This is a genomic window from Caballeronia mineralivorans PML1(12) (assembly GCF_001028175.1).
In the GTDB taxonomy this organism is placed as follows: Bacteria; Pseudomonadota; Gammaproteobacteria; order Burkholderiales; family Burkholderiaceae; genus Caballeronia; species Caballeronia mineralivorans.
In genome coordinates this window covers 44,429-64,137 of record NZ_AEJF01000006.1, presented here as the reverse complement: position 1 = coordinate 64,137, position 19,709 = coordinate 44,429, and the positions used below count along the sequence as shown (strand labels likewise).

The following is a 19,709-nucleotide window of genomic DNA, read 5'->3' as shown; positions in this document are numbered from 1 at the left end:
TCGCGCAGCGGCGCGCTGGCCTGCGCCAGATTCGCGAGCGCTTCGATTGCCATCGCGATGTCCGGTGTTGCGATGCGGTAGTAGCGATGCCGCCCACTGACTTCGAGCGCGAGCAAACCGCTTTCGACAAGTCGGGAGAAATGGCCGCTCGCCGCCGACGGCGAGATCCCGGCAATCATTGTCAGTTCACCGGCAGGGCGGGCGCGGCCGTCCATGAGCGACCAGAGCATGGCGGCGCGGCCCGGGTCGGCGAGCAGTGCGCCGATCCTCGACAAACCGGGAAACGGGCGTGCGTCGTCGTGGTTGAGCGTCATGAAAGCCTCCTTGGATTGACTCTACTTTAGCGGCTTGCTGCACGCGATGTTTCAGTGAAATGCGAAGTAACAATGCAGGGCCGTAACGTATAACGAAGGTTTCGGAAGCTGCGCGCTAAAATGACGATTCGTGTGGAAGAACAGTTGTGCCGAGGATTCTCATGGTGAAACTTTTGATGGTGGCGCTGCTTGCTGCGGTGTGTGCCGGGTGTGCGGGAGCCTCGGGCGGCTCGTCGTCCGCGGGCGGGTCGAGCGGCATCACGATGTATGGCGTGATCGACGAAGGCGTTTCCGTGCGCAAGTAGGTGCTGCGGCGGCCCGGGAGCTCTTTTTTAGCCTCGTATAATTCGGTAACTTCACTTACCGGGCTGGCCCTTCAGGTTGCCCAAGAAATCTACATGAATACTGCAGCCGCGCCGAACGCAGCGCCCGCCCCCCTGTCCGCTGATGCCCCGATCACCGATCGGTCCGAAACCACCTTTCGTTTTCTCGCCGAACCCACGTCAGTCAATTTCGGCGGCAAGGTTCACGGCGGAGCGTTGATGAAGTGGATGGACGAGACTGCTTACGCTTGCGCGGCGGTCTGGTCCGGGCGCTATTGCGTGACCGTGAGCGTGGGCAATATTCGCTTTCGCCGGCCGATCCTGGTGGGCAACCTGGTGGAACTGCGCGCGCGTGTGGTGGCAACGGGGCGCACGAGCATGCATTTGCATATCTCGGTGCATGCGGGCGATCCGAAAAGCGGTGTGCTGCAGCAGACGACGGATTGCCTGATGGTGTTTGTCGCCGTCGATGAACAGGGCAAACCAGTGCCGGTACCGCCATTCGTGCCCGTGACTGAGGAGCAGAAGCGGCTGGCGAAGTACGCGATGGACGTGAAGGATGCGCTCGACGCGATCGTGGAATTGAAGCCGGAAGAAGTCGCGGCGGGAAAGGTATAGCTAATTCAATGAAATAAACAAGAAGGCGCTCAGCAAAGATACTGACGAACTGATTGCGCGCGTCAAGCGCTCGTTGGCCGCAACGGGCCTGCGCCTGCAAGTCGCAAATGCGGAGGTGCCGGCTGAACAGATCGAGATGCGTCTGGGCCACATTCTTGCCGACTCCGGCAAGAAGCTCATTGCCCATTCGGAAGAACTGGGCTTCTGGTTTGCGCAGAAAACGGCAGCACGATAAGCGAGCGCAGCGGTTGATCAGATACGAACGTCAACCGCTGCATTCAATGCGCCTGCGTTACTTCTTGCCCACCATCTCTTCGGGCTTCACCCATTCATCGAATTGCGCATCGGTCACATAGCCGAGCGCAAGCGCGGCCGCTTTCAGCGTCGTGCCTTCCTTGTGCGCCTTCTTCGCGATCTTCGCAGCCTTGTCATAACCGATATGCGGATTCAGCGCCGTCACGAGCATCAGCGATTCATTCAGCAAACTGTCGATCCGCGACGCGTTCGGCTCGATCCCGACCGCGCAGTTATCGTTGAAACTTTGTGCGCCGTCGGCAAGTAGACGAACCGATTGCAGCACGTTGTGCGCGATCATCGGGCGGAATACGTTGAGTTCGAAATTGCCGCTCGCCCCGCCGATATTCACCGCAACGTCATTGCCAAACACCTGGCAGCACAGCATGGTGAGCGCTTCGGATTGCGTCGGATTGACCTTGCCCGGCATGATCGAGCTGCCCGGTTCGTTCTCGGGAATCGACAACTCTCCCAACCCGCAACGCGGTCCGCTCGCGAGCCAGCGGATGTCGTTGGCGATCTTCATCAAGCTCGCCGCGATGGTTTTCAACGCGCCGTGCGCGAACACGAGTGCGTCGGCGGCGGCCATCACTTCGAACTTGTTCGGTGCGGTTTCGAAGGCCAAGCCGGTGAGCTTGCCGATCACGCCGGCGACCTTCACCGCGAATTCGGGATGAGCATTCAGACCCGTGCCGACCGCCGTGCCGCCCAATGCCAGTTGATACAGATGCGGCAAGGTCGACTCGACATGCCGGATGCCCTGATCCAGTTGCGCGACATAACCCGAAAACTCTTGCCCGAGCGTGAGCGGCGTCGCATCCTGCAAGTGCGTGCGGCCGATTTTCACGATTGAATCGAAGGCCTTTGATTTTTGATGAAGCGTCTCGCGCAAGGTCTTCAAAGAAGGCACGAGATGTTTGACGATCGCGACAGCGGCGGCAATGTGCATGGCGGTCGGGAACACGTCGTTCGACGATTGCCCGCGATTCACGTCGTCGTTCGGATGCACCTTGCGCGCTTCGCCGCGCTCGCCGCCCATCAGCTCGCTTGCCCGGTTCGCGATCACCTCGTTGAGGTTCATGTTGGTCTGCGTGCCGGAACCCGTTTGCCACACGGCGAGCGGGAATTCATCGGGATGCCTGCCGGTCAGGATCTCGTCGGCGGCCGCGATGATCGCCTGCGCTTTATCGGCATCGAGCACTTTGAGTTCGGCGTTTACTTCAGCCGATGCCCGCTTCACGATCGCGAGTGCATTGATCAATTCCGGCGACTGCTTCTCGCTTGAAATCTTGAAGTTCTGCAAGGAGCGCTGCGTTTGTGCGCCCCAGAGTCTTGCGTTCGGCACGGCGATTTCGCCGAAAGTGTCCTTCTCGAGTCTTACGTTGTCCGTCATGGCTTCATGCTCCTTCGCGTTGCTTCAGGTTCGGGTTTGAATTCGATTTGCCTGCACATTCAGAATCTAAAAACTTAAAGCTGTGAGTCGACGGGCAGCAGCATGAATAAACCCGTCAGCACGTTGCGATACAGACCCGCTTGCGGATCGAAATTGTAGGTATGCACCACACCGTCGTTCTCAGTGCTCCAGATGAGCGGAGACATCGGCGAGCCGGTGCTCTTCAGGCCCGCAAGCACAGCAAGCACAGCAGGCGAAGCGAGTTCCACGCGACACGCTCTCGCCGGCGCGACGCCGTTATCGAACAGTTGCGCTGCTTCGTTCGCGATTTGCTTGCTGTAGATTACGAGCGCGAGTTCAGTGTTGAGCGATGCCGAGCGCGAGTCCAGATTCATCGATCCAATCACGAGGATACTGCGATCGATCATATACGCCTTGGCATGCAGGCTTGCGCGCGACGGTGAACCGAACAGCCCGGTGCGTGCGCGGCCATCGCCCTCGGCCTGCACCGGCTTGAACTCATATAACTCTACGCCGGCCTTCAGCATCGGCATGCGATACGGCGCATAACCCGCCTGCACCGCGACGGCGTCGGTAGCCGCCAGCGAATTGGTCAGCACTTTCACCACGCGGATATCGATGTTGTCATGCGCATTCAGCACGGCCATGATCTGGTCGATGTCCTCGAACTGCCAGCGGTTGTTGCGCGCGTTGTGGCTGCGTGCGGCGCTGGATCTCGCGGGAGTGCGCCGAGGATCATGCGCGATTATTTTATGGGAAATCGGGTACGGACACGGCCGACGGGTCGATTTGCGAAAATCCAAATTGGGCGACGGGGCGCAGTCGGGCGTGCTGGACATGCATCGGTTGCTGGCGTGTTTTCTCGCGGCCAGCGTCGTCGCGGCCAGCGTCGAACTGTCCAACACGCGATATGCCGCCGCGAGGAAACGCGCACGCGAAAAAAAGCCCGCTTCGACGAAGCGGGCCTAATACCCCTGTTACTGGATGAGTCTCAAGGAGACGGCTTAATCGTATCTTCGGGTCGCTCCGGTTCCAACCAACAATGTCTGCTTATCTTATGCCGTGGTAGCCCCTTCAGGCCGTGTTTCGCGACGCCTGCCCGGATTTTCCGGGCTCAAGCGCGCCATGCTTGACCAAACGGCGGCTCATGCGATCGAAGCGAACGGTCATCAACACCGCGACGCTCGCCAGTCCCGCAGCCAGCCCCCACCACAGACCCTTCGTGCCGCCGCCGAAGTGAAACGCCAGCATGTAGCCCGTCGGAAAGCCGATGCCCCAGTAACCGAGGGCCGCAGCGAGCATTGGTACACGCGTGTCCTTGAGCCCGCGCAGCACGCCCGATGCGACCGTCTGCATGCCATCGACGATCTGGAACACGGCCGCCACACCCAGCAGCGACGCCGCCAGCGCGACGGTCTGCGCGTTCTTCGGGTCGTTGAGATGCAGATACAGCCCGACGATCGCGTGCGGCGCCAGCACCAACACGCAGCCCGATAGCGCCATGAACGCCACGCCCAGCGCGATCGCCACGAACCCTGCATGGCGCGCTGCCAGCGGCTGTCCCGCGCCGATCCAGTAGCCGACGCGCACATTTGCCGCCTGGCCGATAGCCAGCGGCACCATAAACGCCACCGACGCCACGTTGAGCGCGATCTGGTGCGCGGCGAGCGGCGCTTCGCCGAGCGTGCCGATAGTCATGCCGGTGGCGAGAAACAGCGTGGATTCGACGCCATACGTGATCGCGACCGGCCAGCCGATGCCAAACAATTCGCCCATCAGCGGCAGGCGCGGCCGCGACGCGACGACAAAATGCCGGTAACGCGGCCGCAAATGCAGGAACGCGATCAGCACGAGCGCCGTTGCCCAGACGGTAATCGTGGTGGCGACTGCCGAGCCGAGAAAACCGAGTTCGGGCAGGCCGTAGGCACCGTGAATCAGGCCGTAGTTGAGAAACGCGTTCACGAACACGCCGCCAATCGAGACCCATAGCAGCCGCTTCGCCGCACCGATAGCCGGCAGGAACGCACGCATCATGCCGATCCCGATCAGGCTGCCCGGCGCGCCCCAGCGCAACACTTCGCAATATTCGCCGACATTCCTGGCCAGCATGGCGGGCTCGTGGAACGCGAGCAGGATCGGCTCGGCGAAGCTGAGCAGCGCGAACGCGGGAATCGCGAGCAGCAGGGACAGTACAAGCCCGCTCCAGTAGATATTCGGCACGAGGTGATCGGCATTCGCGCCGCGCGCATGCGAGACCGACACGCTCACCGACGTCAGCACGCCCTGCAGCAGCACCACGACGACAAAAAACAGGTTCGCGCCGAGGCCGCCAGCGGCGAGGGAATCGGGGCCGAGTGAGCCGAGCAGGATGGTGTCGGTGACGCCCATCGCCATTTGCGACAGTTGCGAGATGGCGAGCGGCGCGGCGAGCCTGGCGGTATCGACGGCGTGACGGGAAAGGGTGGGTGGCGCGTTTGCGCGATTTAATCTTGTTGGCATGACGGGTTATCTGAATGCTTGCTGCACGGCAAAACAGTGCAAAAACTGCAACGGGCGATGCAGCAAACCGTTACCGGTCCTGCATCGCCCGTTCGTTCCGGCCGCGCTTCAGCGTATTGGACTGAAACACGCCAGCTTGAAAGCTGATTTTGAAAAATTAGCTTGAAACGTCAACAAGCTGAAAGCGGCGAAAGGGAACGAAAGCTGTCTAGCTTATTGCCTGATCGCGATTATGTCGATCAGGAAGCGGTATTTCACGTACTCCCGATCCCGGCCATGCGGATTATTTCGGCTTTTGAACCTTGATCGTGGTGTCGTCGATGAGAACGGTCTGGCCCGCGCGGATCTTGCACGTCTTGCGCAGCTCGATCTTGCCGTCGACCTTCACCTCACCCTCGGCGACGCGTGCTTTGGCCGAGCCGCCGCTGTCGGCGAGGCCCATCAGCTTGAGCAGGTTGTGCAGTTCGACGTAGTCGCCCGTGAGCGTGAATTCGAGTCGCGGCATGTGAGCGGTCTTCGCAAGGTTGGGGGCGGAAAGGGCGCCCATGATAAACCAGCCGGGCACGCCACGTGCGGCTACAGCCGGACGCCCGGATGCCGGCTCGTTCGGCTGTTTGCAATTTGTCAGGAAATGAAACTGTCGGTAACAATGACAGGTTTTGGCGAACTCGAATGTCCGGAGCCGGGTCAGTAATAGTGATCGGCGCGTTTATGTCTGTTTGTGCCGGTCATTAGAAGTGTAGACGGGTATTTGCGGCGCGCTGTGCCTGGAGCGGTGTTTCAGGACACAACACATCGCTTGGCGCCGCGGTCGTTTGCGATGGATTGCATTCGACCGCCCGGAATAACAATTGCCAGAGAGGAAATGAACATGTCGCAAGCCAAGAAAATGCTGTTGAGTACTGCTTTTGTCGCCATGGGTTTGTCCGCGTCCGCGTTTGCGCAGACCGCACAACCCGCCGCCGCCGATCCCACCGGCCAGATTTCCGCACAAGCCGCACCGGCAGCGCAAGCTGCGCCGGCGCCGCAGAATCTTGTCGCACCGGCGCCGACCGATCCGCTGGTTCAGAAGCGCAATGCCAACGCGCAGGCGAGCGCTGAATACAAGGCGTCGAAGAAGGCCTCGAAGCAGGAGTTGAAGGCGACGACCAAGGAAGCGAAGGCGCAATACAAGGAGCAAGTGCGCAACGCCAAGATCAACAAGAAGGCTGACAACCAGACCGCCAACGACGACCTGAAGGCCGCCGAGCCGAATACGCCGAAGGACACGGGCCTGCAGCACTAAGCACCTGAAAAACGCGAAGAAAGCAGACTGATTGGCGGTTGACTCCGCTGCGGTGAAATGACGAAGGCCCGGCGCGCGCGAGCGCGCCGGGCCTTCGCGTTTATAGGGCCAAAAGCTTGCTGCATCAAGCGCTTGCTTGCGGGAGTTGTATGGATATACAGTGTGCGTCACCCGTTTTTAAAGCCCATGCGACGTGCTTACGCTTAACTCCGCCACCGACGACGATCTCGCACCCCTGCCCGAGCGTGAGGAAATCGCGTCGTACCTGACCAAACTGAATGACGCGCAGCGCGAAGCGGTCGAGTACGGCACGCACGCATCGCATGTTGGCGACCCCGCCGGCGCACTGCTCGTGATCGCGGGGGCGGGGTCGGGCAAGACCAATACGCTTGCGCACCGCGTCGCACATTTGCTGGTGAAGGGCGCGGATCCGCATCGGATCCTCTTGCTGACGTTTTCGCGGCGCGCGGCCAGCGAGATGACACGCCGCGTGACACGCATCGCCGTGAACGCGCTCGGCAATCGCAGCGTGATCGCGCAGGGCCTGACGTGGTCGGGTACGTTCCACAGCGTGGGCGCGCGCTTGCTGCGCGACTATGCGGATCTCGTGGGTTTATCGCCATCGTTCACCATCAACGACCGCGAGGATTCGGCCGATCTCATGAATCTCGTGCGGCACGAGCTTGGGTTATCGGCGAAAGAGAAGCGCTTTCCGGCCAAGTCCACGTGCTTCGCCATCTACTCGCGCGTGGTCAACACCGGCGTGTCGTTAGCCACCGTGCTCGACCAGGCGTTTCCGTGGTGCCGCGAATGGGAGGGCGAGCTGCGCCGGCTGTTCGCCGCGTACGTTCACGCAAAGCAGCAACAAAGCGTGCTCGACTACGACGACTTGCTGCTCTACTGGTCGCATCTCGCTGCCGAGCCGTCGATCGCCGCGGATTTATCGAGCCGTTTCGACCACGTGCTCGTCGATGAATACCAGGACACGAACAAGTTGCAAGCGTCCATCCTGCTTTCGATGAAACCTGACGGCCGGGGCCTGACGGTAGTCGGCGACGACGCCCAGTCCATCTATTCGTTTCGCGGCGCGACGGTGCGCAATATCCTCGACTTCCCGAACCACTTCAATCCGCCCGCGAAATGCGTGACGCTCGAGCGCAATTATCGCTCGACGCAGCCGATTCTCGCGGCATCGAATGCGGTGATCGGCTTGGCGGCCGAGCGCTATACGAAGAACTTGTGGACCGACAAGGCATCGGCGCAACGGCCGCGCATTGTCTCGGTCGCCGACGAAGCCGATCAGGCGCGCTACATCGTCGAGCAGGTGCTGGAGGCGCGCGAAGGCGGCATGACGCTCAAGCAGCAAGCCGTGCTGTTTCGCGCCGCGCATCATAGCGCCGCGCTGGAAATCGAACTCACTCGGCGCAACATCCCGTTCGTGAAGTTCGGCGGGCTGAAATTTCTCGATTCCGTTCACGTGAAGGACGTGCTGGCGGTATTGCGTTGGGGCGAGAATCCGCGCGACCGGGTGGCCGGGTTTCGCGTCATGCAGTTGCTGCCGGGGGTGGGGCCGGCTATAGCCGGGCGTGTGCTCGATCAGGTGGCGCAGCGCAGCGATACGCCCGCCGCGTTAGCCGCCTTCGCCGCGCCGTTGCGCGCGAGCGAAGACTGGCCGGCGCTCGTCGCGATGATGTCAAAAGTGTGCTCGCGCGAAAGCGGCTGGCCCGCTGAATTCGAGATGATCCGGCGCTGGTACGAACCACATCTGGAGCGTAATCACGAAGACGCGTCGATCCGACATGGCGACGTGCTGCAGATGGAAAGCATTGCGTCCACGTATCCCACGCGCGAGCGTTTTCTCACTGAACTGACACTCGATCCGCCCGATGCCACCAGCGACGAATCGGGTGTGCCGTTGATCGATGAGGATTATCTGATTCTCTCCACCATCCATTCAGCCAAGGGTCAGGAGTGGAAGAACGTGTTCGTGCTGAATGGGGTGGATGGCTGCATTCCATCGGATATGGGCACGGGCAGCGACGAGGAAATCGATGAAGAACGGCGGCTCTTGTATGTCGCCATGACGCGTGCAAAAGAGGATTTGCACCTTGTCACGCCGCAGCGTTTCTACGTGCACAACCAGACGCACATGGGCGACCGGCATGTCTGGGCGGCGCGCACGCGTTTCATTCCGGCGCATCTGATGCCGCAGTTCGAAGCGTGCGCGTGGCCGCCGGTGCCTGAGCCCAGCGCGCCGACGGCAGCAGGGCTGGCCGCGGCGGCAAAGGCGAAAGTCGATATCGCCGCGCGGCTCAAGAAGATGTGGGAGTAAAGCGCGCTTAGGGTTGCTCGGTGACGATGCGCTCAACGCTCCGCACGCGACGGCTTCGGCATTTTGCGCTCTGGCGTAAAGATGGCGCGCAGCCAGTTGCCGAAGCGGGTAAAACCGTCATAGGGCTCTTCAATAAATATCTCCGGCTTGAGCATGCGCAATTGCTCGAGCACTTGCTGCGCTTCCTGCTTCGCAATCGAGCCATGAAACATGCCGAGGCGCAACAGGCAGCGCAGTTCACCGAGCTTCTCGCGCGAGGTCGACCCCACGCTGTGTTCGGTCGCAATCTTCGTTTCGTACACGCGTTGACGCAGTGAATCGGCGAGACGCCATGCGGGCGTCTGCATTTTCATCTCGAGTTCCTGGATGTCTGACGCTGCCGCCTTGATCTGGGACGCGAGCGTATCGATCTGCGCCGGATCGCCGTTGGCTTCGGTCACGATGACGGCTGCCCACGCGCGCGATGCCTTCACGAGATCGTCCGGTTTCCAGTCCGAGCGCACTGCAAAGCCGAAACCATGTTCCGCGGCCTGACGCATCATCATTTCGATGACGTCCGGAAACTCCTTGTCGAGCGCACGTTTTGCCCACGCGTACTGACCGTTTTGCAGCATTCGCTGGACGGCTTGTTCGGTGAGCGGCGTGGGGTTGTCGAGAAGTTTTGCGCGCAGGAAATCCTCGAACGAGGGCGTGACGAATTGCGGATCGAACTTGAGCGATAGACGAAGGAACGTATCGAAGTCGCGGCGCAGCGCCGCTATCGTTTCGTCTTTGAATGAAAGGGTGATCTGACCCATGATGTTTCCCGGTTCCCGATCCCGCGTGTCGGTTTGAGCTGGCGCGGGAAGACAGTCGGCATCGCCCCGAAGGCGACGGCCGTTCGTCTATATATCGGCGTGGGGAAAGGAAACTTTAGGCCAAGTTTCTACTTCACCGGAATCGTCGTACCCGAGGGCATCGGCACGGCCGTCACACTATTCTTCGCGCTGCCGGTGGTGATCCTGTCGCTATACGTCAGATAAACCAGTGTATTACGCTTGGCATCGACGATACGCACCACGTGCAAGGTCTTGAAGATAAACGACATCCGTTCCGAGAACACATCGGATTTCTGCTTGAGCGGCGCGTCGATCTTGATAGGCGCGACCTGGCGGCAAGCGATCGATGCCTCGGTCGGATCTTCGGCAATCCCGAGCGTGCCTTTAACACCGCCCGTGCGCGCACGCGAGACATAACACGTGATGCCCGTGACCCCCGGATCGTCGTACGCCTCGACCGATACACGATCCGAGCCAGTAAAGCGGAAATTCGTGTTGACGCTCGCGATTTCCTCGGCGTGGAGACCGGAAACCGCAAGCAGCAGCGTCGAGAGCGACGCGAAGATGAAGAGGGCGCGTTTCATCGGAATCCTTTGGGGTGTGAGGAATTAAAAAAGGCGTCGTATTGTAACGACGCCTTCGTTCAATTCACGTGAAACCGCGCTGCGAAAGCGTCCCGGTCCGGTGAACGATCAATGAAAGATCAGGTACAGAATCACCAGCACGATCACGGGCACACCGAGCAGCCAACCAAGTAGATAGGGCATTTGTCGTCTCCATTCGATATCTGATTCGATGAATCCAGTATCGATGAGAGCCCAATGCGCCGATAGCCGCGCCCGTCCTATTCGAATGTAGGCGCACTCCTATCGCACGCTCATGGTGTACTGCGTGACTTGCCGGTAGCGCTCGTTCGGCCGCAAGACGACCGCTTCGGCGCTATCCATGTTGATCTGGTTCGGGAACCCGCCTGCTTCAAGACACAGCGCGCCGTGTTTCGCGTAGGTCACGCCTTGCTTGCCCGGCTCGCCTTCCAGGTGGTTGCTGGTATAGAACACGAGCCCTCGTTCAGTCGTGGCGACGCTCAGTTCGCGGCCGCTAGGCGGGTGATAAACGCTCGCCGCGCGCCGTATTTCAGGCAGTTCGGTGACCGGACCCACCGTGCGCAACACATAACAATGATCGATGCCACCATTCGCCAGCGTGACCTGCTCGTTGCCGCGAGTCTCGATACGCGGTCCGATAGCCGCTGGCTTGCGGAAATCGAACGGGGTACTGGCGACGTCTTCGAGCGTGGTCGGGATCGTGTTTTTATCGATGGCAAAAAACTGGTCCGCCGCGATTTCGATCTCGTGATCGCCGATGCTCGATGGCACGCCCGACAAGTTGAAATACGCGTGATTCGTGAGATTGAGCGGCGTCGGCGCGTCGGTGAAGGCGTCGTACGCAATCGTCAATTCGCCCGCGGCGCTGAACGTGTAGGTGACCTGCACGGTGAGCGCGCCGGGGAAACCGCTATCGCCGGCGGGCGATTCGAGCCTGAGCACGAGCGCGTCTTCCGTGTGCCGCGCTTGCCAGAGCTTGAAACTGAAGCCATGCGAACCACCGTGCAGCGAGTTCGGCGGCTGATTGGCTTCGAGCGGGTACTCCACGCCATCGAGTGAAAAGCGCGCGCCTGCGATGCGGTTCGCCCAGCGCCCGACGATCGCGCCCATGTAGGCGGGCCCCGTGGCGTAGGCCGCGGCCGTGTCGTGGCCGAGGAGGATATCGGCGAGGCGGCCATCGCGATCCGGCGCGAACCACGAGACGAGCGCCGCGCCCAGATTCGTCACCGATACCCGCAAGCCGTTGTCATGGCTTAGCGTATGGAGTTCAACAGGCGTGCCGTCCGCAAGATCGCCCCAATGGGCACTGGAAATGTTCACTGTGTGGTCTCCGGGTTTTGGTTTTTCGTGGCATGGCGGTGGCCGGCTTCCGGCAACGGCCACCGCTCGCGATACAGCGTGCGCACATAGTCTAGATGAGCGCCTGCGGCCTCACGCGCACGTTGCGGATCGCGGGCGATGATGGCATCGAAGATGGCTTGGTGTTGTGCCAGCAGATTCGCCTCCACGTCGTCGTCGTAATCGACCAGCCGATGCGAGGTCAGCATGGATTCACGCACGAGTTCGTGCAGACCGTGCATCACGTGGGCGAGCGCAAGATTATGCGTGGCATCGGCGATAGCAAGATGAAACGCCGCATCGCGCTCCGCAATGCGCGTGCGTTTTGGCTCGACGGCCGCAGTTTTCAGCGTCTGAAATGCTTCAGCGATACGCGTCAGGTCAGCGTCGGTAGCGCGTTCGGCGGCATAGGCCGTTGCCAGCGATTCCAGCCCGTGGCGCAGTTCGAGCACATCGGCGCTGGCGGTCGGATGCTGGCTTAGCAACGCGGCGAGCGGCGCGGACACGAGCGGCGCGGTCACATCGGACACTTCGAAACCGCCGCGCGCCGCCGCCCGGATAAATCCATCCGATTCCAGCCGGATCAACGCTTCACGAAGTGACGGCCGCGACACGTTGAGCTGTTCGGCGAGGTCGCGCTCGGCGGGCAGGCGCTGCCCGGGCAGCAACGCGCCGCTCGTGATCAGCGCCCGGATCTGGTCGGACACGACATCGGCGATGCGTACGCGAGTGTAGGAATGAACGGGCTGAAAGGGCATAGGTGGGTAAGAACGGCCGGAGGTTTCTTCTAGTTTGACATGAAAGATCACAAACTTTAAAGTCTTGGTCAGACCAAGCTGACCAAGAGTGGCAGAATCCTTCGTTTTTCAGGCTCCCCACATTCTTCTATCCGATGAAAGTCGCCCTGTTCGTTCCCTGTTTTATCGATGCGTTTTATCCCGAAGTCGGCATCGCGACACTTGAACTGCTCGAACGCCTGGGCGTGGACGTCGATTACCCGCAGGAGCAGACCTGCTGCGGTCAACCGATGGCAAACAGCGGCGCGCAGAAGGAAGCGGCCGGCGCCGAGCGTGTGTTCGCGCGTAACTTCGCCGATTACGACTATGTGGTCGGGCCATCGGCGAGTTGCATCCATCATGTGCGCGAGCATTTAACCGCCATCGAGCAAACGGCGTCTGTGCGCAAGGTCAGGGCGAGCGCGTACGAACTCGTCGAATTTCTCCACGATGTACTGAAAGTGCGCGAATTCCCGTGGGCCGAATTTCCGCATCGTGTGGGTTTGCACAATAGCTGCAGCGCGATCCGGCACTTGCGTGAGGTGTCGGCATCGGAGATTGGCGGAACGCCGTTTTCCAAACCGCGTACGTTGCTCGAAGGCGTGAAGGGCATTGAATTCGTCACGCCCACGCGGCCCGACGAATGCTGCGGTTTCGGCGGCACGTTTTCGGTGACGGAAGAGGCCGTGTCGGTGAGGATGGGTCAGGACAAAGTCCGCGATCATCTGGGCGCGGGCGCGCAATACATCGTCTCCGGCGATATGTCGTGCCTCATGCATCAGCAAGGCTGCGCCGAACGCCTGAAACTCGATGCACGCTTCATCCATATCGCTCAGGTTTTGAACGGAGCGCGCGCATGAGCGACGTCGTGAAGGGGAAAAGCAAACGGCTCGATCACGCGAAGGCGGCGGGCGCGTTTATCGCGAAGGCGGATCACGTCGCTTTCCACGATAAACGCTTGTGGGATCTGCGCAGCAAGCGCGACGCTCAAGCGCATGGCATGCCGGAATGGGAAACGCTGCGTGAGCTGGCATCGGGTATCAAGGAGCACACGCTCTCGCATCTCGCCGATTACCTCGACCAGTTCATCACCCAAGCCGAGTCGCACGGCGTGGTGGTGCATTACGCGTCGACGGCTGAGGAACACAACGAGATCGTCTACAAGCTGATGTCCGAGCGCGGCCTGACCACGCTCGTCAAAAGCAAATCCATGCTCACCGATGAATGCAAGATGCGCGAGTACATCGAGCCGCGCGGCATTACGGTGATGGAAACCGATCTGGGCGAGCGCATCCAGCAGCTGGATAACCAGGACCCGAGTCACATGGTCGTGCCGGCCGTGCACAAACTTCGCGCCGATGTCGCCGAGTTATTCGGCCGTACGATCGGCACGGATCCGAAGAATAGCGACATTCACTATCTCGCCGAAAGCCAGCGCATGAATACGCGGCCGTATTTCGTGCGCGAGAAAACCGCCGGCATGACCGGCTGCAATTTCGCGGTGGCGCAGACCGGCACGGTCGTGGTGTGTACCAACGAGGGCAACGCGGATCTGTCGGCGAATGTGCCGCCGTTGCACATCGCGTCGATAGGGATTGAAAAGCTGATTCCGAAGATCTCCGATCTCGGCGTGTTCATCCGCATGCTCTCGCGTAGCGCGCTCGGCTCGCCGATCACGCAATACACATCGCATTTCCGCGCGCCTCGAGCGGGCTCAGAGATGCATTACATTCTCGTCGATCACGGCCGTTCCGAACGCCTCGCGATGGAGGATTTCTGGTATTCGCTCAAATGCATTCGCTGCGGCGCGTGCATGAATACGTGCCCGGTGTATCGGCGAAGCGGCGGCTTGTCGTATGGCTTCACGTATTCGGGGCCGATCGGCGCAATCATCAACCCTACTTACGATATGAAGCACTTCAGCAGTCTGCCGTTTGCATCGACGCTCAACGGCAGTTGCACGAACGTTTGTCCGACAAAGGTCAACATTCACGAGCAGATCTACAAGTGGCGCGAAGTCATCGCGGCGAATCACGAAGTGCCGTTTGTGAAGCAGGAAGTGTTGAAGATGGCGGGGCGTCTGCTTGCAAGTCCGACCTTGTATCGTGGCACGGTTGCATCGCTGGGCGGCGCGCTCAAGCGACTGCCGAACTTCGTGCTCTACAACCCGCTGAACATCTGGGGCCGCCAGCGCGATCTGCCTGAAACGCCTGCCGAGACTTTCCACGAGTGGTACAAGAAAAATCGCAAGGCGGCCAACAAATGACGACAACGCGTGACGCTTTTCTCGCGAAGATTCGCGCGGCGCAACCGGCTGGAAGGACGCGTCCCGACGTGCCGCTCTTCGATACTCCGCCCGGTGATCGCCTGGAACGCTTTCGCACGGCCTTGGCGGCGATGGGTGGAACGGTGGTTGAAGGTGAATCGCTCGAGTCGGTGCGTGCGCTGCTTCATGAACGCTTCGGCGCTGACGCGATAGTCGCCTCGGCCGTGCCGGGTATCGAGGGGAACCGTGCGCTTACCGCGGATACGTCGCCGGCGTCGCTCCAGGACGTCGATGCAGGTGTGGTCCGTGCGCGTTTTGGCGTGGCGGAAACCGGCTCGGTGTGGTTCAGCGAGGACGAATACATCGTCAACTCGATCGGCTATCTGGTGCAGCATCTCGTCGTGCTGCTCGATCCGGAGCAGATTGTGGATGGGCTGCAGGATGTGTATCGGCGCGATGACTTCAACGCCGCGCGATATGCGGTGCTGGTGACGGGGCCATCGGCGACAGCGGATATCGAAGGCGTACTGATTCGTGGCGCGCAGGGCGTGCGATCGCTGACGGTGGTATTGCTCGCGAGTTGAGTGCCGCCGCCGCGCGCGCGGCGAGATCGTCAGGCGCAAAAAAGCCGTTCCGACCTACGCCGGAACGGCTTTTAGCTGCGCGCGACTTTTTAGCTGCGTGCGACTTTACTGCGCTCCGAGCTTCTTGATCAGCACGTCGAGTTGCGCCATTTCATCTTCGGTCAGATCCGTCAGCGGCGCGCGCACCGGTCCCGCACTACGGCCGATCAGCTTCGCGCCCGCCTTCACGATACTCACCGCATAACCCGCACGGCGGTTGCGAATCGCCAGATACGGCATGAAGAACTCATCGAGCAGACGGCCGGTCGTGACGTGATCTTGCGATGCCACCGCGCGATAAAACTCCATCGCGGTCTTCGGGATGAAGTTGAACACCGCCGATGAATACACCGGTACGCCCAGCGCCTTATACGCTTCCGCATAAACCTCAGCCGTCGGCAAACCGCCAAGGTACGAGAACCGGTCGCCCAGCCGGCGACGGATCGTCACCATGTTTTCAATCTCGCCCACGCCGTCCTTGAAGCCGATCAGATTCGGGCAGGAGTCGGCGAGCCGTTCGAGCATGTCGGCGTTGAGCTTCGAATTGGCGCGGTTATACACGATCACGCCGATATTCTTCACCGCCTTGCACACCTGTTCGACGTGCGCTGCAATCCCTTCCTGACTGGCTTCGGTCAGGTAATGCGGCATCAGTAGAATGCCGTTCGCGCCAAGCCGTTCGGCTTCCTGCGCATAAGCAATCGCAACCCGCGTCGCGCCACCTGCACCGGCGAGAATCGGCACCTTGCCCTTGCAGGTTTCTGTCGCCGTGCGGATGACGTTGGAATATTCGCTATGCGTGAGCGAGAAGAACTCGCCCGTGCCGCCGGCCGCGAACAATGCCGTCGCGCCATAGGGCGCGAGCCACTCCAGACGTTCGGCGTAGGTATCGGCGCGGAAGTCGCCTTGCTCGTCGAAGTCGGTCAGCGGAAAGGACAGCAGCCCTTCGGAAACGATTTGCTTGAGTTCTTGAGGTGTCGTCATGTTCGGTCGTGAATTGGTTTTTGAATAAGCCGTTGATTAAGTCGTTGATTGAGCCGTTGAGAAAATCAGCGCACGAGGCACGGGCGCTTGTTGTCAAAGGTCCAGTTCGCAATCAGGTACTGCATCGCGATGGCGTCGTCGCGGGCACCGAGGCCGTGTTGCTGGTACAGCGCGTGGGCTTTCTCGAGTTCGTCCATATCGATATCCACGCCCAGTCCCGGCCGCGCCGGCACCTTCACCTTGCCGCCAACGATCTGCAGCGGCTCGCGCGTCAGACGCTGGCCGTCCTGCCAGATCCAGTGGGTGTCGATCGCGGTAATCTTGCCGGGCGCCGCCGCCGCGACGTGCGTGAACATGGCGAGCGAAATATCGAAGTGATTGTTCGAGTGCGAACCCCACGTCAGGCCCCACTCGTTGCACATCTGCGCCACGCGCACCGAGCCCTGCATGGTCCAGAAATGTGGATCAGCGAGGGGAATATCCACCGATTGCAACTGGATCGCGTGGCCCATCTGGCGCCAGTCGGTCGCGATCATATTGGTGGCGGTCGGCAGGCCCGTGGCGCGGCGAAATTCAGCCATGACCTCGCGGCCGGAATAGCCGTTTTCAGCGCCGCACGGGTCTTCGGCGTAGGCGAGCACATGGTGCTGGTCGCGACACAGGCGCACGGCTTCGGACAGCGACCACGCGCCGTTCGGGTCGAGTGTCACGCGGGCTTTGGGGAAGCGTTCGGCTAGTGCGGTGACCGCTTCGATTTCTGCGTCGCCCGAGAGCACGCCACCTTTGAGTTTGAAGTCGTTGAAGCCGTAGCGCGCGTGGGCTGCTTCCGCCAACCGGACGACGGCTTCGGGCGTCATCGCTTCTTCGTGGCGCAGGCGGGTCCAGTCATCGGTTGCATCCGTGCCGGAAGAATAGGGCAGGTCGGTTTTGTTTTTATCGCCGATATAAAACAGGTAGCCCAGCATTTCTACTTCGTCACGCTGCTGGCCTTCGCCGAGCAGCGCCGCGACCGGCACGCCCAGATGCTGGCCGAGCAGATCGAGCAACGCGGCTTCGAGCGCCGTCACGGCGTGGATGGTCGTGCGCAGGTCGAAAGTCTGCGTGCCGCGCCCGCCTGCATCGCGATCGGCGAATTGCTTGCGCGTGGCGTTGAGTACGGCGTGCAGATTGCCAATCGACTGGCCGACCACGAGCGCACGTGCATCGTCGATGGTCTTGCGGATGCTCTCGCCGCCCGGCACTTCGCCTACGCCGGTGTGGCCCGCGCTGTCACGCAGGATCACGATGTTGCGCGTGAAGAACGGTCCGTGCGCGCCACTCAGGTTCAGCAACATGCTGTCGCGGCCGGCAACCGGGATCACGCGCAGTTCAGTGACGGTGGGCGTGGCGTTTGAAACGCTTGAGTTCGTGGACATGGACGTGGTCAGTGTGAGTTGATTGGGTCGGTGCGCATGGCGTGAGGCGGCCTCGCTTACACGGCGCGTGTTGGGCTCGGCTCGACGGCGTGTTCGGGTCGGCCGATCAGCCGGTCTTTCGCGAAGAACGCGGCGACGGCCGCTATGATCGACGCGATCCCCAGCCCATAAAGACCGCCCGAGATCGAACCCGTGTGTTGCTGTAGATAACCGAACGCCGCAGGCGCGAAAAAGCCGCCCAGGTTGCCGACAGAGTTGATCAGCGCGATCACGCCGGCCGCGACGCGTACATCGAGGTATCCCTGCGGCAGCGGCCAGAATAGCGAGGCTGCTGCTTTAAAGCCGATCGCCGAAAAGCAGATAGCGACGAACGAAAAGACCGGATTAGCCGATGTCGATGCAAACAGTCCGCAGGCCGCAATGATCAGCGCGAGCGCGAGCCAGGCCTGCTGGAAGCGCCATTTCGCCGACAACACCGCGAAGCAGTACATCGCGAACATGGCGATCAGCCACGGCACGGCGTTATAGAGGCCGACCTGGAAATCGCTCAGGCCGCCCATCTTTCGAATGATCGTCGGCAGCCAGAACGTGGCGGCATATATAGTCAGCTGGATCGCGAAATACAGCAGGCAGAACAGCACGATCTGCGGATCTTTCAACAGTTTGGCGATGGGCAGATGCGCGTTGCCGGCGGCTTCGCGCTCGGCTTGTTCGGTGGCAATGGCGGCGCCAAGCGCGTGTTGTTCCTGTGCCGTGAGCCATTTGGCATCGCGGGGATGCGACTTGAGCATGAACCAGCTCACGCCGCACAGCGCGATCGAAAACAGGCCTTCGATCAAGAACATCCATTGCCAGCCATGCAGGCCGAAGCCGCGTATCGACAGCAGGGCGCCCGACACCGGACCCGACAGTACCGACGCCAGGGCCGATCCGCCCAGGAAGATCGCGACTGCCTTGCCGCGCTCCTTTTGCGGCAGCCATTGCGTGAAGTAATACACCACGCCCGGGAAAAACCCGGCTTCAGCTACGCCCAGCAGGAACCGCATGACGTAGAACGACGTATCGTTCCAGGTGAACGCCATCGCGCCCGCAACCAGGCCCCAGGTGAACATGATGCGCGTGAGCCACGCCCGCGCGCCGAAGCGTGCCATCAGCACATTTGACGGCACTTCGAAAAGCGCGTAGCCGACGAAGAACAAGCCGCTTCCCAGCCCATAAGCCGCCGCGCCGATACCCAGGTCCGTCTGCATATGCGTATTGACGAAGCCGATGTTCACCCGGTCGATGTAGTTCGCGATGAACATGATCAGGAACAGCGGCAGCACGTGGCGCTTCACTTTCGACGCGGCTGATTCCAGCGCGTCATACGTCGATGGAGCGAAATCGGGTGTCAAAAGTCCTCTCCGAATGGTGGCCTGATTGGTGGCCCGGTCCGTCCCCGAACTGTCGATGCGACTGCTGGCGATCACCGTCGCGCGGCTGGACGACGGCGAGCAAGTTTGCAATTTCCAGCGCGTGATACGTTGTCTGATGACATTCTACGATCTGTTCGAAGATCGCTAGAATGGGTGTTAACCCCGAATCAGGTCAGTGCTTGCAAGAAGAAAGGCGGTCATCGATAATGTTTTGCACGAAGAATAATACTTATGAAAGTACGATGTCAGACAATAAAAATCGTAATCGCGGAAAATTAGGGCGAACTCGGGCCTGCCAACGTGGCTGCGGGTGCCCGGCGCGCGATGCCCGTGCATTTGGTATCCCGTGGGGGCACGCCAACGCAGCCAGTGAACCCGTGAGCGGCGGCT

At 60.8% G+C, this 19,709-nt stretch carries 21 protein-coding genes; 9 read left to right on the top strand and 12 right to left on the bottom strand.

Annotated features, from left to right (window positions below; translation table 11 throughout):
- Positions 1-314, bottom strand: a 314-nt coding sequence (locus EOS_RS01380; RefSeq protein WP_047844810.1) for an ArsR/SmtB family transcription factor, incomplete at its 3' end; no start/stop codon positions are given.
- A gap of 161 nt (positions 315-475) precedes the next feature.
- Between EOS_RS01380 and EOS_RS46905 the strand changes: the two genes are divergently transcribed.
- The 3 genes from EOS_RS46905 (at position 476) to EOS_RS46900 (ending at position 1,490) form a co-directional block, all read left to right on the top strand.
- Entirely contained in the window at positions 476-619 is a 144-nt protein-coding gene (locus tag EOS_RS46905; protein ID WP_160312454.1) for a hypothetical protein, read from the top strand.
- 93 nt (positions 620-712) lie between these two features.
- A complete protein-coding gene (locus tag EOS_RS01375) occupies positions 713-1,255 on the top strand; it encodes an acyl-CoA thioesterase (RefSeq protein ID WP_082163181.1) in 543 nt (180 codons plus the stop codon).
- Positions 1,256-1,328: 73 nt separating this feature from the next.
- On the top strand, positions 1,329-1,490 hold the full coding sequence (locus tag EOS_RS46900) for a hypothetical protein (RefSeq protein WP_160312453.1): 162 nt from the start codon (positions 1,329-1,331) through the stop codon (positions 1,488-1,490).
- A gap of 57 nt (positions 1,491-1,547) precedes the next feature.
- Here EOS_RS46900 and fumC read toward each other — a convergent pair whose 3' ends face one another.
- Positions 1,548-2,942 (bottom strand): class II fumarate hydratase, encoded by a 1,395-nt coding sequence (gene fumC / locus EOS_RS01370; RefSeq protein ID WP_047844809.1) that lies wholly within the window; start codon positions 2,940-2,942, stop codon positions 1,548-1,550.
- Between the two features lie 74 nt (positions 2,943-3,016).
- A complete protein-coding gene (locus EOS_RS01365) occupies positions 3,017-3,604 on the bottom strand; it encodes a phospholipase D-like domain-containing protein (RefSeq protein WP_407639092.1) in 588 nt (195 codons plus the stop codon).
- 16 nt (positions 3,605-3,620) lie between these two features.
- Here EOS_RS01365 and EOS_RS47850 point away from each other — a divergent pair, with 16 nt between their 5' ends.
- Complete coding sequence (locus tag EOS_RS47850; protein ID WP_235442665.1) at positions 3,621-3,932, top strand: hypothetical protein; 312 nt, start codon at positions 3,621-3,623, stop codon at positions 3,930-3,932.
- Between the two features lie 105 nt (positions 3,933-4,037).
- Here EOS_RS47850 and EOS_RS01355 read toward each other — a convergent pair whose 3' ends face one another.
- Positions 4,038-5,462 (bottom strand): MATE family efflux transporter, encoded by a 1,425-nt coding sequence (locus EOS_RS01355; RefSeq protein WP_047844806.1) that lies wholly within the window; start codon positions 5,460-5,462, stop codon positions 4,038-4,040.
- A gap of 283 nt (positions 5,463-5,745) precedes the next feature.
- Positions 5,746-5,967, bottom strand: coding sequence for an RNA-binding S4 domain-containing protein (locus EOS_RS01350; RefSeq protein WP_047844805.1), 222 nt, complete (start codon positions 5,965-5,967; stop codon positions 5,746-5,748).
- Positions 5,968-6,333: 366 nt separating this feature from the next.
- Between EOS_RS01350 and EOS_RS01345 the strand changes: the two genes are divergently transcribed.
- Together EOS_RS01345 and EOS_RS01340 are read left to right on the top strand one after the other, a co-directional pair.
- A complete protein-coding gene (locus EOS_RS01345; RefSeq protein ID WP_047844804.1) occupies positions 6,334-6,747 on the top strand; it encodes a hypothetical protein in 414 nt (137 codons plus the stop codon).
- Between the two features lie 235 nt (positions 6,748-6,982).
- Positions 6,983-9,079 carry an ATP-dependent helicase gene (locus tag EOS_RS01340; protein ID WP_047844815.1) on the top strand — a complete coding sequence of 699 codons (2,097 nt, stop codon included), beginning with the start codon at positions 6,983-6,985 and terminating at the stop codon, positions 9,077-9,079.
- Between the two features lie 32 nt (positions 9,080-9,111).
- Here the strand turns inward: EOS_RS01340 and EOS_RS01335 are convergent, their stop codons facing one another.
- The 4 genes from EOS_RS01335 to EOS_RS01320 all read right to left on the bottom strand — a co-directional run bounded on the left by EOS_RS01335 (position 9,112) and on the right by EOS_RS01320 (position 12,598).
- Positions 9,112-9,876 carry a DUF4088 family protein gene (locus tag EOS_RS01335; protein ID WP_047844803.1) on the bottom strand — a complete coding sequence of 255 codons (765 nt, stop codon included), beginning with the start codon at positions 9,874-9,876 and terminating at the stop codon, positions 9,112-9,114.
- Between the two features lie 128 nt (positions 9,877-10,004).
- Complete coding sequence (locus EOS_RS01330; protein ID WP_047844802.1) at positions 10,005-10,481, bottom strand: CreA family protein; 477 nt, start codon at positions 10,479-10,481, stop codon at positions 10,005-10,007.
- Positions 10,482-10,763: 282 nt separating this feature from the next.
- The gene (locus EOS_RS01325) at positions 10,764-11,822 is read right to left on the bottom strand and encodes an aldose epimerase family protein (protein WP_047844801.1); all 1,059 of its coding nucleotides are present in this window, start codon (positions 11,820-11,822) and stop codon (positions 10,764-10,766) included.
- Positions 11,819-12,598, bottom strand: a complete 780-nt coding sequence (locus EOS_RS01320) for a FadR/GntR family transcriptional regulator (RefSeq protein WP_082163178.1) — start codon at positions 12,596-12,598, stop codon at positions 11,819-11,821. Before EOS_RS01320 ends, EOS_RS01325 begins: the two co-directional genes overlap by 4 nt.
- A 134-nt stretch (positions 12,599-12,732) precedes the next feature.
- Between EOS_RS01320 and EOS_RS01315 the strand changes: the two genes are divergently transcribed.
- The 3 genes from EOS_RS01315 to EOS_RS01305 are packed head-to-tail and all read left to right on the top strand — an operon-like array spanning position 12,733 to position 15,466.
- Positions 12,733-13,476: a (Fe-S)-binding protein gene (locus EOS_RS01315; RefSeq protein WP_047844800.1), complete on the top strand. Its 744-nt coding sequence runs from the start codon at positions 12,733-12,735 to the stop codon at positions 13,474-13,476.
- Positions 13,473-14,882, top strand: a complete 1,410-nt coding sequence (locus tag EOS_RS01310) for a lactate utilization protein B (protein ID WP_047844799.1) — start codon at positions 13,473-13,475, stop codon at positions 14,880-14,882. The genes EOS_RS01315 and EOS_RS01310 overlap by 4 nt, the downstream gene beginning before the upstream one ends.
- Positions 14,879-15,466 carry a LutC/YkgG family protein gene (locus EOS_RS01305; RefSeq protein ID WP_047844798.1) on the top strand — a complete coding sequence of 196 codons (588 nt, stop codon included), beginning with the start codon at positions 14,879-14,881 and terminating at the stop codon, positions 15,464-15,466. Before EOS_RS01310 ends, EOS_RS01305 begins: the two co-directional genes overlap by 4 nt.
- A gap of 105 nt (positions 15,467-15,571) precedes the next feature.
- On the opposite strand, the gene kdgD is transcribed toward EOS_RS01305, so the two are convergent.
- From kdgD to EOS_RS01290, 3 genes are all read right to left on the bottom strand, one after another.
- Positions 15,572-16,489, bottom strand: coding sequence for a 5-dehydro-4-deoxyglucarate dehydratase (gene kdgD, locus EOS_RS01300; protein ID WP_047844797.1), 918 nt, complete (start codon positions 16,487-16,489; stop codon positions 15,572-15,574).
- 65 nt (positions 16,490-16,554) lie between these two features.
- Positions 16,555-17,904, bottom strand: a complete 1,350-nt coding sequence (gene gudD, locus EOS_RS01295; protein WP_047844796.1) for a glucarate dehydratase — start codon at positions 17,902-17,904, stop codon at positions 16,555-16,557.
- Between the two features lie 56 nt (positions 17,905-17,960).
- Positions 17,961-19,208, bottom strand: a complete 1,248-nt coding sequence (locus tag EOS_RS01290; protein ID WP_082163182.1) for an MFS transporter — start codon at positions 19,206-19,208, stop codon at positions 17,961-17,963.
- Positions 19,209-19,709: the final 501 nt, after the last annotated feature.

Coding starts and splice junctions, on each gene's coding strand:
- gudD (WP_047844796.1), bottom strand. CDS start 17,904: ATGTCCACGAACTCAAGCGTTTCAAACGCCACGCCCACCGTCACTGAA.
- EOS_RS01290 (WP_082163182.1), bottom strand. CDS start 19,208: ATGTTCATCGCGAACTACATCGACCGGGTGAACATCGGCTTCGTCAAT.
- EOS_RS01375 (WP_082163181.1), top strand. CDS start 713: ATGAATACTGCAGCCGCGCCGAACGCAGCGCCCGCCCCCCTGTCCGCT.
- fumC (WP_047844809.1), bottom strand. CDS start 2,942: ATGACGGACAACGTAAGACTCGAGAAGGACACTTTCGGCGAAATCGCC.
- EOS_RS01310 (WP_047844799.1), top strand. CDS start 13,473: ATGAGCGACGTCGTGAAGGGGAAAAGCAAACGGCTCGATCACGCGAAG.
- EOS_RS01350 (WP_047844805.1), bottom strand. CDS start 5,967: ATGCCGCGACTCGAATTCACGCTCACGGGCGACTACGTCGAACTGCAC.
- EOS_RS01355 (WP_047844806.1), bottom strand. CDS start 5,462: ATGCCAACAAGATTAAATCGCGCAAACGCGCCACCCACCCTTTCCCGT.
- EOS_RS01315 (WP_047844800.1), top strand. CDS start 12,733: ATGAAAGTCGCCCTGTTCGTTCCCTGTTTTATCGATGCGTTTTATCCC.
- EOS_RS47850 (WP_235442665.1), top strand. CDS start 3,621: ATGTCCTCGAACTGCCAGCGGTTGTTGCGCGCGTTGTGGCTGCGTGCG.
- EOS_RS01335 (WP_047844803.1), bottom strand. CDS start 9,876: ATGGGTCAGATCACCCTTTCATTCAAAGACGAAACGATAGCGGCGCTG.
- EOS_RS46905 (WP_160312454.1), top strand. CDS start 476: ATGGTGAAACTTTTGATGGTGGCGCTGCTTGCTGCGGTGTGTGCCGGG.
- EOS_RS01330 (WP_047844802.1), bottom strand. CDS start 10,481: ATGAAACGCGCCCTCTTCATCTTCGCGTCGCTCTCGACGCTGCTGCTT.
- EOS_RS01345 (WP_047844804.1), top strand. CDS start 6,334: ATGTCGCAAGCCAAGAAAATGCTGTTGAGTACTGCTTTTGTCGCCATG.
- EOS_RS01305 (WP_047844798.1), top strand. CDS start 14,879: ATGACGACAACGCGTGACGCTTTTCTCGCGAAGATTCGCGCGGCGCAA.
- EOS_RS01320 (WP_082163178.1), bottom strand. CDS start 12,598: ATGCCCTTTCAGCCCGTTCATTCCTACACTCGCGTACGCATCGCCGAT.
- kdgD (WP_047844797.1), bottom strand. CDS start 16,489: ATGACGACACCTCAAGAACTCAAGCAAATCGTTTCCGAAGGGCTGCTG.